General features: G+C 74.7%; 10 protein-coding genes. 5 read left to right on the forward strand and 5 right to left on the reverse strand.

Annotated features, from left to right (window positions below; genetic code table 11):
* Positions 1 to 98: 98 nt before the first annotated feature.
* Complete coding sequence (locus ACFWIS_RS16745; RefSeq protein WP_380462517.1) at positions 99 to 1,412, forward strand: SWIM zinc finger family protein; 1,314 nt, start codon at positions 99 to 101, stop codon at positions 1,410 to 1,412.
* 11 nt (positions 1,413 to 1,423) lie between these two features.
* Positions 1,424 to 3,058 (forward strand): DUF5691 domain-containing protein, encoded by a 1,635-nt coding sequence (locus tag ACFWIS_RS16750; RefSeq protein WP_380462518.1) that lies wholly within the window; start codon positions 1,424 to 1,426, stop codon positions 3,056 to 3,058.
* Between the two features lie 196 nt (positions 3,059 to 3,254).
* On the opposite strand, the gene ACFWIS_RS16755 is transcribed toward ACFWIS_RS16750, so the two are convergent.
* Positions 3,255 to 3,662, reverse strand: coding sequence for a cobalamin B12-binding domain-containing protein (locus ACFWIS_RS16755; RefSeq protein ID WP_380462519.1), 408 nt, complete (start codon positions 3,660 to 3,662; stop codon positions 3,255 to 3,257).
* Positions 3,663 to 3,997: 335 nt separating this feature from the next.
* On the opposite strand from ACFWIS_RS16755, the gene ACFWIS_RS16760 reads away from it, so the two are divergent.
* Positions 3,998 to 4,786 carry a M23 family metallopeptidase gene (locus tag ACFWIS_RS16760; protein WP_380462520.1) on the forward strand — a complete coding sequence of 263 codons (789 nt, stop codon included), beginning with the start codon at positions 3,998 to 4,000 and terminating at the stop codon, positions 4,784 to 4,786.
* 85 nt (positions 4,787 to 4,871) lie between these two features.
* Here the strand turns inward: ACFWIS_RS16760 and pcrA are convergent, their stop codons facing one another.
* The 3 genes from pcrA to ACFWIS_RS16775 all read right to left on the reverse strand — a co-directional run bounded on the left by pcrA (position 4,872) and on the right by ACFWIS_RS16775 (position 9,636).
* Complete coding sequence (gene pcrA / locus ACFWIS_RS16765; protein ID WP_380462215.1) at positions 4,872 to 7,514, reverse strand: DNA helicase PcrA; 2,643 nt, start codon at positions 7,512 to 7,514, stop codon at positions 4,872 to 4,874.
* Between the two features lie 102 nt (positions 7,515 to 7,616).
* Complete coding sequence (locus ACFWIS_RS16770) at positions 7,617 to 8,294, reverse strand: response regulator transcription factor (RefSeq protein ID WP_188306707.1); 678 nt, start codon at positions 8,292 to 8,294, stop codon at positions 7,617 to 7,619.
* Positions 8,287 to 9,636 (reverse strand): PspC domain-containing protein, encoded by a 1,350-nt coding sequence (locus ACFWIS_RS16775; protein ID WP_380462216.1) that lies wholly within the window; start codon positions 9,634 to 9,636, stop codon positions 8,287 to 8,289. The genes ACFWIS_RS16770 and ACFWIS_RS16775 overlap by 8 nt, the downstream gene beginning before the upstream one ends.
* Before the next feature lie 262 nt (positions 9,637 to 9,898).
* Between ACFWIS_RS16775 and ACFWIS_RS16780 the strand changes: the two genes are divergently transcribed.
* The gene (locus ACFWIS_RS16780; RefSeq protein ID WP_380462214.1) at positions 9,899 to 11,314 is read left to right on the forward strand and encodes a PspC domain-containing protein; all 1,416 of its coding nucleotides are present in this window, start codon (positions 9,899 to 9,901) and stop codon (positions 11,312 to 11,314) included.
* Positions 11,311 to 11,532, forward strand: a complete 222-nt coding sequence (locus ACFWIS_RS16785; RefSeq protein ID WP_380462213.1) for a hypothetical protein — start codon at positions 11,311 to 11,313, stop codon at positions 11,530 to 11,532. Before ACFWIS_RS16780 ends, ACFWIS_RS16785 begins: the two co-directional genes overlap by 4 nt.
* An 11-nt stretch (positions 11,533 to 11,543) precedes the next feature.
* Here the strand turns inward: ACFWIS_RS16785 and ACFWIS_RS16790 are convergent, their stop codons facing one another.
* The gene (locus tag ACFWIS_RS16790; protein ID WP_380462212.1) at positions 11,544 to 12,566 is read right to left on the reverse strand and encodes a Rieske 2Fe-2S domain-containing protein; all 1,023 of its coding nucleotides are present in this window, start codon (positions 12,564 to 12,566) and stop codon (positions 11,544 to 11,546) included.
* Positions 12,567 to 12,705 lie beyond the last annotated feature (139 nt).

A 12,705-nucleotide genomic window follows, 5' to 3' on the forward strand; every position in this document is an offset into this window, starting at 1 on the left:
CTGTGGGAACCACCTTGCAACGCGGCACTGACAGTCCGACGGACGGCCGTGCGACGGGCAGTCAGCCACTGTCAGTGCCCCCGCCTACGGTCGGTCGCATGGAGGAACGCTGGAGCACCGAACACGTCCTGTCCCTGGCCCCTGACGGCGCGTCGCAGAAGGCCGCGGGCAAGCTGTCCTCGCCCGCGCCCTGGTCCGGGACGGGCACCGACGGCGCCGCGCTCTGGGGCGAGTGCCGGGGCAGCGGCCGCACGCCCTACCGCACCGTGATCGAACTCGCCACGCCCGCCTACCAGTGCAGCTGCCCCAGCCGGAAGTTCCCGTGCAAGCACGCGCTCGGGCTCCTCCTGCTGTGGAGCGGCGCCCCCGAGGCCGTGCCGTCCGGCGAGCCCGCCGACTGGGCCGACGAGTGGCTCCGGGCCCGGCGGGAGCGCGCCGAGAAGCGCGCCGCCACCCCGGTCGACCCGGAGGCCGCCCGCCGCCGGGCCGAGAAGCGCGGGGCCCGGGTCGCGGCCGGCGCGGCCGAGCTGCGGCTGCGGCTGGCCGACCGGATCCGGCACGGCCTGGCCGACCAGTCCACGGCCGGCCCCTGGGAGGAGGTCGCGGCCCGGATGGTCGACGCCCAGGCCTCCGGGCTGGCCGCCCGGGTAAGGGAGTTGGACACCCTGCCGGAGGACCGGCTGCTGGCGGAGTACGCGATGCTGCACCTGCTCGCCACCGCCGCCACCCGGCTCGACGAGCTGCCGCCCGACCTGGCCGCCACCGTCCGCGCCCGGGTCGGCTACACCCTGGACGCCGCCGAGGTGCTCTCCGGGCCGACCGTCCGGGACCGCTGGCTGGTGCTCGGCAGCCGCACAGTGCCGATGGAGGGGGGCGCCGACGAACGGCTCACCACCCGCCGGGTCTGGCTGCGCGGCGCCAAGACCGGCCGCCACGCCCTGCTGCTGGCCTTCGGCCGCCCCGGCCAGGCCCCCGACCTCACCCTGCCCACCGGCCACCTGCTGGAGGCCGAACTCGGCTACCACCCCGGCGCCCGCCCGCTGCGCGCCGCGCTCGGCACCCGCTACGGCCCCCCCGAGGCCGGCCCGGCCGCCCCGCCCGCCGGGCTCACCGTCGCCGAGGCGGTCGCCGAGTACGGCACCGCGGTGGCCGACGACCCGTGGCTGGACAGCTGGCCGACCGTGCTCGCCGGGGTCGTCCCGGTCCGCACACCGGACGGCTGGCACCTGACGGACGGCCACCACACCGCCCCGGTCCGCCCCTCGGCCGTCCCGGAGGCGGCGCTGTGGCGGCTGGCCGCGGTCTCCACCGGCCGCCCGCTGACGGTCTTCGGCGAGTACGGCCACCAGGGCTTCGCCCCGGTCACCGCCTGGACCGCCGAACACCGACCGGTCGGCCTCACTTCCGTTTAGGAGCACCGACGATGACGATCACCCAGGACCCGTGGGAGCCCCTACGGACCAGCGCCCTGCTCGGCACCGACCGGCGCCCGCTGCCCGCCACCGGGCTGCCGCTCGCCGACGCCGTGGACCGCTCCGACCCGGCCACCGCGCTGCTGGAGCTGGCCGCGCTGGCCACCGTCCGCCGCCGGGCCGGCGCCCTGCCCGTACCGGCCACCGAGCCACTCGGGCCGCCCGCGCCCGAGGACCGGCGCCCGGAGCTGCCCGAGGCCGCCGCCCGCCGGCTGGCCGTCCTGCTGGCCGGGCGCGCCGGGGGCAGCGGCGGCGGCACCCTGGCCAACCTGGCCGAGCTGCTGCCGCAGTGGCTCGCCACCGCCCGGGCCGAGGGCCTGCGGCCGCCCGCCGCGCTGATACCCGGGCTACTCGACGCAGCCCGCGCGCGCAGCGAACTGCGGCCCGACGCCGTCGCGTTGGCCGGTCCGCTCGGCCGCTGGCTGGCCGCGCAGAACCCCGACTGGCGGTTCGTACTGCGCACCGGCACGCCCGAGCCGGCCGCCCCGGCCGACGCCGCCGGCACGGCCGGCCAGGCCGACTCGCCCGACCACCGTCCGTGGCACGAGGGCCTGTTCGCCGAGCGGGTCACCCATCTCACCCTGCTGCGCCGCCGCGACCCGGCCGCCGGCCTGGAGCTGCTGCGCACCACCTGGCCGACCGAACGCGCCGAGGACCGGCTGCTCTTCCTGGACGCCCTCCAGGACGGTCTCTCCCTCGCCGACGAACCCTTCCTGGAGGCCGCCCTCGGCGACCGCAGCAAGAACGTCCGCGCCACCGCCGCCGAACTGCTCTCCACCCTGCCCGGCTCGGCCCTCGCCCGGCGGATGGCCGAGCGGGCCCGGGCCGCCGTCCGGCTCGCCGGGAGCGGCACCCACCTGCTGGTCACCCCGCCCGCCGAGTGCGACGAACGGATGCAGCGGGACGGCATCGCCCCCAAGTCCCCCACCGGGCGCGGCGAACGGGCCTGGTGGTTCGGCGAGGTGGTGGCCGCCACGCCGCTGGCGGACTGGTCCGAGAGCACCGGACTGACGCCCGAGCAGCTGCTCGCGCTGCGGGTCGGCGACAGTGTGGACGAGACCAGCAGCAGCTGGGCCGACGACCTGCGCGAGGCCTGGGCCCGCGCCGCCGTGCGCCAGCACGACGCGGACTGGGCCAGGGCGCTGCTCGGCCCGGCCCCCGTCCCGTCGACCCGGGGCGCCGGCCGGGCCCGCGGCGCGCGGGTCACCGGTGCCCCGGCGAAGCTGCTGGCCGTCCTCCCGGCCGAGGAGCGGGCCGCCTGGACGGCCGCCTTCATCGAGGTGCACGGCCTGGGCGAGGCCTTCCAACTGCTCGGTGCCTGCGCCACCCCGTGGACGCCGCCGCTGTCCACCGCCGTGGTGGCGGCGCTGGCCCGGGCCGCCACCTCCGGCGCGTACCCGTGGAGCCACAGCGGGGTGCTGGGGATGACGGAACGCGCGCTCTCCCCCGGGACGGCCGCCGCGGTGGAGGAGCTGGCCGCCGAGGCCGCCCCCGACTCCGCCTGGTCGGAGACCTTCGCCCGGCTGGCCGGGACGCTGCGCTTCCGGGCCGCGATGCTGAACGAGCTGACGGCACAGGCGAACTGAGCCCGCCGACGAGCCGACGGCACCCGGGGCCGGCAGCCAAGAGCCGGGAGCCGGGAGCCGGGAACGCCCGAGCGGGCCGGTCCACCGTACGGACCGGCCCGCTCGACGCCCGAACCCAGCCCGAGCATCCAGCCGGAACCCGGCCCGAACCCAGGCGGAACCCGGCCCGGAGCCAGGCCCGGGGCCAGGCAGAACCTCAGCCGGCCGCCCGCAGGTTGGCCTCGACCCAGGCCACCACGTCCCGGGTCGGCGTGCCCGGGGTGAAGATGTCCGCGACGCCCATCGCCTTGAGCTCGACGATGTCCTCGGGCGGGATGATCCCGCCGCAGAAGACCTTGATGTCCGCCGCGTCGCGTTCCTTCAGCAGCTCCAGCACCCGCGCGCAGAGCGTCATGTGGGCGCCGGAGAGGATCGACAGGCCGATGCCGTCGGCGTCCTCCTGGATCGCGGTGTCGACCACCTGCTCGGGCGTCTGGTGCAGCCCGGTGTAGATGACCTCCATGCCGGCGTCGCGCAGGGCGCGCGCGATGACCTTGGCGCCACGGTCGTGACCGTCGAGCCCCGGCTTGGCGACCACCACACGGATCGGCCCCGACACACTCATGACTGCCTCCTGGACCTCGTCGTCCATCATCCGACCGGACCTTGTGGGCCCACGGGTGCGGTTAACGGTCGATAACCAACCGACCTGAGGGGAGATTAGCGCCACCCGGCCCGGTTGGCCGAGCCGCCTCCCAAGAGGAGGGCAAAGTCACAGCTCCGGGCCTTGCTACCAGCGAGTAAGCCCCTCGGCGGACCATCCGTGCCGACGCGGCGCAGACCCCCGTGCGACCCCTTGACAACCGGCGGTTTTTCCGGCGCACGGAGCGTAGGGCTACAGTCACGGCTGTTCACCTCGCCCGATGACGTGCCCGAGGCCCACCGAGGAGGCAGCCCCCGATGGCTCCCGAAGCAGCCGCCCGCCCGACCCGTGCGGAGCTGCGCCTCGCCGCCCGCGAGCAGTCCCGCGCCCAGCGCCGCGGCGCCGCCAGGGCGGCCACCCGGGCCGCACTGTTCCGGGTCGCGCTCCCGTCGGTGGCCGCGCTCGGAGTCGCCGGGGCGGCGGGCGCCGTGGTGGTCCAGGAGCAGGCCGACCAGACGGCGCCGCAGGCCTCGGCGGCCGGCACCCCCGACCGGACGGCCGCGGAGCAGGCGGCCCGGCAGGCGGTCGCGAACACCGACCAGGCCCAGGCCTCGCGCGGCGACGCCCGGCAGCCACTGACCGCCGCCCAGCCCGGCGACGGCCAGCCGACCGCCACCCCGACCGCCACCCCGACGCCCGAACCGGCCAAGCCCAAGGTGGTCATGCCGGTGGCCCAGCACGGCCTCGGCGAACTGTTCGGCGCGGCCGGCACCCACTGGGCCAGGCGCCACACCGGCATCGACTTCCCGGTGGACGGCGGTTCCGAGGTGTACGCCGTCACCGACGGGACGCTCCGGACGCAGTGGAACCCGTTCTACGGCTACATGTCGATACTGAAGATGCCGGACGGCACCGAAGCCTGGTACTGCCACCTGCGGGCGTACAAGGTCCGCAAGGGGCCGGTGAAGCAGGGCGACGTGATCGCCTTCGTCGGCAGCAGCGGCAACAGCACCGGACCGCACCTGCACTTCGAGGTCAGACCCCAGGGCAGCGGTCCGGTCGACCCCCTGCCCTGGTTCCTCTCGAACGGGCTGGACCCGCGCTGAGGCCCGTCCGGCGAGATCCGCCGGGCAGGCCCTCCGGTCCGTCACCGAACTCCCGCCGCGCAGGCGGGAGTTCGGTGACGGACGGCTACAACTTCTCGACCGGCGCGTAGCGCAGCACCAGCCGCTTGCGGCCGGTGGAGCCGAAGTCCACCTCGGCCTGGGCGTTGTCGCCGACGCCCGTCACGCCCACCACCGTGCCCAGCCCGAAGGTGTCGTGGGTGACCCGGTCGCCGACGGCCAGCGAGACGACCTCGCGCTCCACGACCTTGCCGCCGCGCCGCACCGTCTGCCCCCAGCCGGCCTTCGGCGAGGCCGACCCGGACGAGGAGGAGCGCGAACTCCCGCCCGCGGAAGAGGACTTGCCCCAGGACGAACCCGACGAGCCCGACGAGAAGCCTCGCTGGACCGGCGCCTGGGCCGCCCCCTTCCGCTTCCACTCGACCAGCGTCTCCGGAATCTCCTCCAGGAACCGCGAGGCCGGGTTGTAGGCCGGCTGCCCCCAGGCGCTGCGCAGCACCGAGCGGGTCAGGTAGAGCCGCTCGCGGGCCCGGGTGAGGCCCACGTACGCGAGCCGGCGCTCCTCCTCCAGTTCCTTGACCTGGTTGAGCGCCCGCATGTGCGGGAAGATCCCGTCCTCCATCCCGGTCAGGAAGACCACCGGGAACTCCAGGCCCTTGGCGGTGTGCAGGGTCATCATCGTGATGACGCCCTGCCCGTCCTCGTCCTCGTCCGGGATCTGGTCCGAGTCGGCGACCAGCGCGACCCGCTCCAGGAAGTCGGCCAGCGAGCCGACCGGCGGCGCGCCGTCCTCCCCGGCGTCCGGCCGCTCACCCGGGTCCTGCTCGTACTCCAGCGCCACCGACGCGAGTTCCTGCAGGTTCTCCACCCGGGTCTCGTCCTGCGGGTCGGTGGAGGCCTGGAGTTCGGCCAGGTAGCCGGTCTCCTCCAGGACGGCCTCCAGCACCGCGGCCGGGCCCGCGCCCGACTCGACGACCTGGCGCAGCCCGGCCATCAGGGTGTTGAACTTCTTGACCGCGTTGGCCGAGCGCGCGGCCATCCCGTACGCCTCGTCGACCCGGACGAGTGCCTGGGCGAAGGAGATCCGCTCCCGCGCGGACAGCGCGTCGATCATCGCCTCGGCCCGCTCGCCGATGCCGCGCTTGGGCACGTTGAGGATCCGGCGCAGCGGCACGGTGTCCTCGGGGTTGGAGAGCACCCGCAGGTACGCCAGGACGTCCCGGACCTCCTTGCGCTCGTAGAAGCGCACCCCACCGACCACCTTGTACGGCAGGCCGACCCGGATGAACACCTCCTCGAACACCCGGGACTGGGCGTTGGTGCGGTAGAAGATCGCGACGTCGCCGGGCTTGGCCTCGCCCTTGTCGGTGAGCCGGTCGATCTCGTCGGCGATGAACTGGGCCTCGCCGTGCTCGTCGTCCGCGACGTAGCCGACCACCTTCTCGCCGTGGTCGCCGGCCGTCCAGAGCTTCTTCTCGCGCCGGTTGGCGTTGCGCTCGATGACGGCGTTGGCGGCGCTCAGGATCGTCTGGGTGGAGCGGTAGTTCTGCTCCAGCAGGATCGTGGTGGCGTTCGGGTAGTCCTCCTCGAACTGGAGGATGTTGCGGATGGTCGCGCCGCGGAAGGCGTAGATCGACTGGTCCGCGTCACCGACCACGCACAGCTCGGCCGGCGGCAGCTCGGCCAGCCGCCCGGCCGCCGGGTTCACCAACTCGCCGTCCACGGTGCGCTTGGGGGCGTCCGCCACCGAGCCGCCGGTCAGCTCGCGGACCAGGGTGTACTGGGCGTGGTTGGTGTCCTGGTACTCGTCGACCAGGATGTGCCGGAACCGGCGGCGGTAGTGCTCGGCGACGTCCGGGAAGGCCTGCAGCAGGTTCACCGTCGTCATGATGATGTCGTCGAAGTCGAGCGCGTTGGCCTCGCGCAGCCGCCGCTGGTAGAGCGCGTACGCCTCGGCGAGCTTCTTCTCCATCGGGTTGGCGGCCTGGTCGGCGAAGGTCTCCTCGTCGATCAGCTCGTTCTTCAGGTTGCTGACCTTCGCCGTGAAGGACTTCGGCGGGAACTGCTTCGGGTCCAGGTCGAGGTCGCGGCAGACCAGCGACATCAGCCGCTGGGAGTCGGCCGAGTCGTAGATCGAGAAGCTGGAGGTGAAGCCCAGCTGCTTGGACTCGCGGCGCAGGATCCGCACGCAGGCGCTGTGGAAGGTGGACACCCACATGGCCCGGGCGCGCGGGCCGACCAGCGCCTCGACGCGCTCGCGCATCTCGCCGGCCGCCTTGTTGGTGAAGGTGATCGCCAGGATCTCGCCGGGCTGCACCCCGCGGGCACCCAGCAGGTGGGCGATCCGGTGGGTCAGCACCCGGGTCTTGCCGGAGCCGGCACCGGCCACGATCAGCAGCGGCGAGCCGGCGTGCAGCACCGCCTCGCGCTGCGGGTCGTTCATCCCCTCCAGCAGCTGCGCCGGGTCCACCACCGTCCGGGCGGCGCCGTTGCGGTACCAGGCGTCCCGCTCGGCCTCGGCGGCGTGGTCGGTGTGGAACAGTCCGTCCGGGATCGCCTCCTCGTACGCGTCGTACGGGGTTTCGTCCTCGTACGGCGGGGGCTCCTCGTCGATCGCGTCGGCGGGCGCGGCGGGCACGGCGGGCTGCTTCGACCCGGCGGCGGGTGCCTCGAAACCGGGGAGCGGGAGGTCGTCAAAGAGGCTACTCATGGCACTCCGAGTCTATGGCCACCCACCGACAAGCCCGCCCGGCCCGGGAAACCCGGGGGCCGGACGGGCTCGGACCCGACTTCCGCAGCTCAGACCAGCGGCTCAGACCAGGCGACGGGCGGTGGCCCAGCGGGTGAGCTCGTGCCGGTTGCTGAGCTGGAGCTTGCGCAGGACGGCGGAGACGTGGCTCTCCACGGTCTTCACCGAGATGAAGAGCTGCTTGGCGATCTCCTTGTACGCGTAGCCGCGGGCGATCAGCCGCAGCACCTCGCGCTCGCGCTGGGTGAGGCGGTCCAGGTCCTCGTCCACCGGCGGGGTGTCGGTGGCGGCGAAGGCGTCCAGCACGAAGCCGGCCAGCCGGGGCGAGAAGACCGCGTCGCCGTCGGCGATCCGGAAGATCGCGTCGACCAGGTCGGTCCCGGTGATGGTCTTGGTGACGTAGCCGCGCGCGCCGCCGCGGATCACGCCGATGACGTCCTCGGCGGCGTCCGAGACGGACAGCGCCAGGAACTTCACCCCTCCCTGCTCGCCCATCACGCCGACCGAGCGGCGCAGCACCTCGACGCCGCCGCCGCCGGGCAGGTGGACGTCGAGCAGCACCACGTCGGGCCGGGTCTCGGCGACCACGCGGACCGCCGAGTCCACGTCGTCGGCCTCCCCCACCACGTCGATGCCGGTCACGTCGGTACGGCCGATCTCGGCCCGGACCCCGGTGCGGAACATCCGGTGGTCGTCCACCAGGACGACCCTGGCCGTGCGCTCCGGCGCTGCCTCAGTCATTCGTTCTCTCCATCTCCAGCTCGACCTCGGTACCGCCGCCCGCCGCCGGCCGCACCCGAGCGGTGCCGCCGTTGCGCTTCATCCGGCCGATGATCGACTCCCGTACGCCCATCCGGTCCTCGGGCACCGTGTCGGGGTCGAAGCCGGGTCCGTGGTCGCGGACGAACACCGACACCGTCCTCCCCTCCACCTCGGCGTAGACCTGGACCGGTCCCCCGCCACCGTACTTGGCCGCGTTGACGGTCGCCTCCCTCGCGGCCTGCATCTGTGCCGCGATCCGGTCGTCCATCGGGCAGTCGCCGACGATCACCAGCTCGACCGGGACGCCGTGCCGGTCCTCGACCTCGGCGACGGCGGCGCGCAGGGTCTCCGCCATGGTGTCCGGCGCGGCCTCGGCGGCGGCCTCCGGGCGGTACAACCACAACCGCAGCTCGCGCTCCTGGGAACGGGCCAGCCGCAGCACCTCCTTGGGGTCCTCGGCCCGGCGCTGGATCAGGGTGAGGGTGTGCAGCACCGAGTCGTGGATGTGCGCGGCGATCTCGGCCCGCTCCTGGGCGCGGATGCGGGCGGTGCGCTCGGCGCCGAGGTCCTGCCACAGCCGCAGGCCGTACGGGCCGAGCAGCACCAGCACCCCGGCGAGCACCGCGAGCGAGGCCTCGATGACCGAGCCGAGGGTGGAGCCGCTGCCCTGCATGGCGAGCAGCGCGATGGTGCCGGCCACCGCGAGCAGCACGCCGGCGCCGACCCGGGTGTAGGCGCTGCGCCGCTTCTCGCCCTCCTCGATGCCGAACCAGCGCTGCCAGCGCGAGTCGTCGGCCTGCCGCCAGACCAGCGCGACGCCGACGCCGATCGCCAGCAGCGGCCAGGTGTAGGGCTTGGCGGTCTGCCAGCCGAGCACGTTCAGCAGGGCGATCAGGCCGATCACGACCATCACCAGGGCGGCGAGCTGGCCGATGCCGCCCTGCCCGCCCTTGCCGGCGGGTCGGACGTCTGCCTCGGCCCCGCCCTCGGCGGCGGCGGTCACCGCGACCGGCTCGCCCTGGAGCGCGTGCTGGAGCAGTTCGCGCAGCCGCCCGATCCAGCCGCCCCCGCCCGGCTTGGTCAGCGGGGTGCCCGGCCGCAGCCAGGGCGAGGTCGGGACGTAGACGCCGTTGACGTTCACCCAGTGGGTGGCGGCGCGCTGCGAGGGCTCGCCGATGCCGATCGGCACCACGAACCAGAACGCCGCGTACAGCAGCGCGCCGATCCCCTGCGCGAAGAACAGCAGCACGAAGGCCAGCCGGACCCAGCGGACCGGCAGCCCGAGGTGCACCGCCAGGCCGTGCGCGACGCCGCCGAGCATCCGCCCCTGCGGGCTGCGGTACAGCCGCCGGTAGGGCGGCCGCCCGCCGTCGGGCGCGGTCGGGTCGGCGCCGGCCGACGCCGCGGCGTCGGGGGCGAGAGGACGGGGATCGGTACCGGGTGCTGCCACGCCACCGATGGTTCCACGCGGGCGCCTTCCGGCGCATCAGGGTGTGGCCCCCACCCTTATCAGGGACAAGTCAGGGTCCGGGCAGGGCCTTACCCGGTTGGGCCGGCCCGCCCCCTGCCGGAGGATGGTGCCCATGACCGAGGACCACCGCATCCAGGAGGCCGGGCCCACCGCCCCGCCGGAGCCGGAACGCCCCCCGCTGACCAGGGCCGAGCACCACCGCGTGGTGGCCGGCGTCTGCGGTGGCCTCGGGCGGCATCTGGACATCGACCCGGTGGTCTTCCGGGTGGTCACCGTGGTGCTCTGCCTCTCCGGCGGCCTGGGCCTCTTCCTGTACGGCCTGGCCTGGCTGATCGTCCCGACCGAGGCCGGCGCCGACGGCCGCCGCGGCGGGCGCACCGAGCTCCAGCGGGTGCTCACCGGCCGGGTCGACGGCCAGTCGATCGGCGCGGTGCTGCTGACCGTGATCGGCACCGGGGTGTTCTTCTCCTCGATGGGCGACGGCGACCAGCTGTTCCCACTGCTCCTGCTCGGCGGCCTGGTCTTCCTCGCGGTGCGCTACGACCCGGAGCGCCGCCACGGTGGCCGCCGCCGGGGTCGCGAGCGCCGGCGCGGCGGCCCGTACGACCGCCACTTCCCCGAGGCCGAGGGCCCCGGCTGGGCGCAGGACGAGGCCGCCAAGGCCCGGCACGCCGCCGGCCAGGCCGCCGGAACCGTCCCCGCCGACTCCCCCGTCCCCGGCCCGAGCGGCTACCTCTGGGACCCCCGCCACCCCGAGCGCAACCCGTACGGCGCCGGCGACACCGGCCCGGGCACCAAGGTGCCGCCGCCCGGCGGCCCGGCGCCGGCCTGGTGGCAGCGCACCGACCTGCCGGCGGGCGACCCGCTGCGCAAGGAGCGCCCGGAGCGCTGCCGCGAGCCGGCCGCCGTACGGCACCCCCGGGAGCGCTCCCCGCTCGGCTTCTTCGGCTTCCTGCTGGCGGTCGGCGCGGCCACCGCGGTCTGGTCCGCCTCGGCGGGCCACACCGACGTCACCAAGCTGAGCACCGTGGTGCTGGCCACCGGACTGCTGGTGATCGGCCTGACCCTGCTGCTGGCCGCGAAGTTCGGCAAGGCCCGCAAGCTCGCGGTGCTGGGCCTGCTGACCACCCTGGCGCTGGCCTTCGCCGGCCACTCGCCGCACACCGTGCAGGACGCCATCGGCGACCGCTCCTGGACGGTCGCCGCGGCCGCCGACCTGAAGGACCGTTACAACCTGGGCGCCGGCAACGTCCGGCTGGACCTCTCCCACCTCGACCCGGCCGGGGGCACCCTCGCCACCAAGGTCGACCTCGGCGCCGGCGAGCTGGTCGTCACCGTGCCGGCGGACGTCTCGGTGGACGTCGTGGCCCGGGTCGGCCTGGGCAACGTCACCGTGCCGGGCGACCACAACGACGGCACCGGCCGGCACGTCTACCAGCTCGGCCCGGTGGGCGGTCAGCCGTCCAAGGGCACCCTCGATCTCCAACTCGGCATCGGCATCGGCGACATCAAGGTGGTCCAGCAGTGAGGAAGCACCGGCTCGACCTGTTCTCGCTGATCGCGGGCAGCCTGTTCACCGCGATCGCCGTCAGCTACCTGGTGGCGGCGCTCAACGACGAGACGGTGAACGGCCGGATCGTCGTCCCGGTCACCTTCATCGTGCTCGGCGTCGGCGGCCTGGCCGGCGCGGTCGCCGCGGTGGCCCGGCGCAACCGGCCGGAGCGGCCGGGCCGGACCGAGGAGTAGCGCCCGTACGGTCAGCTCTGCTGCGGGCCCAGGGTCAGCTTGTCGCCGTCCTTGCTGACGCCGTACCGGGGCAGCGGCTTGACCGCCGGCCCGTTGACCACCGCGCCGGTCGCGGCGTCGAACCGGGAGCCGTGGCAGGGGCAGTACAGCTGGCCGTTCTTCGGGGCGTCCACCGCGCAGCCGGAGTGGGTGCACACCGCGGAGAAGGCGCAGTACTGGCCGGACTTGGGCTGCACGATGTAGACGGCGTCCCCGGTGGCCGGGTCCTTGACCTGGGCCGAGCCGCCGACCGGCACGCTCGCCGCGGCGACGGTGGGGGCGGGCGCGGCGGCCGGTGCGGTGGTGCCGGGCGCCGGGGCCGCGGACTGCTTGGCGGCGGCCGACCGGCCCCGGCCGAAGGTGCGGGTGAGCGAGCCGGTCAGCAGTCCGGCGCCGCCGACGGCGACCGCCGCGATCCCGCCGTCCATCAGCACCCGGCGCCTGACGTGCTCCTCGGTCAGCCCGCGTTCGCGGTCCCGCCCGGCCCGGCGGGCCAGGTAACCGTCCACCGACAGGTACGGCGTGCCGGCCAGCAGCAGCGGGGTCCAGGCCATCAGGTAGCCGAGGTCGTTGCCGAGGTAGTACGGCGAGACGTTCCAGCTGACGGTCAGCCACAGGCTCAGGTTGATCAGCGCGCCGCCGAGGGCCGCGACCCGGCCCCAGAGGCCGAGCAGGGTGCCCAGGCCGACGGCCAGCTCGCCGAAGGCGACGGCCAGCGCGAACAGGGTGGGCGTGTCCAGGGCGGGGCCGAGCAGGAAGGCGATCGGGCTGCCGCCGGCCTTGGCGGCCTGGGTCTGCGAGACGAAGGAGGCCGGGTCACCCGCGCCGGCCAGGAAGTGCGCGTCGGAGAGCTTGTCCAGGGCTGCGTAGACGAAGGTGACGCCGAGGAACAGCCGCAGCGGCAGCAGCGCGTACCCGGACGCCAAGGCCCGCCGCTGCGCCGCCCGGTCGGACGCTCCTCCGTCGACCGCCTCGGAGTTGCTGACCTCCGGCATCCGTCTCACCTTCCCTCTCGGCCTGCCACTTCCTGACAGGTCCGGTCCGCATTCTGCCCGCTCCTGCACGCTTTCGGTGGGACGTGTCGGGGCCGGGGCCGCGAACGGCCGCGCCGTCGTTCCCTCCAGTACGGGAACG

The organism is Kitasatospora sp. NPDC127060 (assembly GCF_042724935.1).
Lineage (GTDB): Bacteria > Actinomycetota > Actinomycetes > Streptomycetales > Streptomycetaceae > Kitasatospora.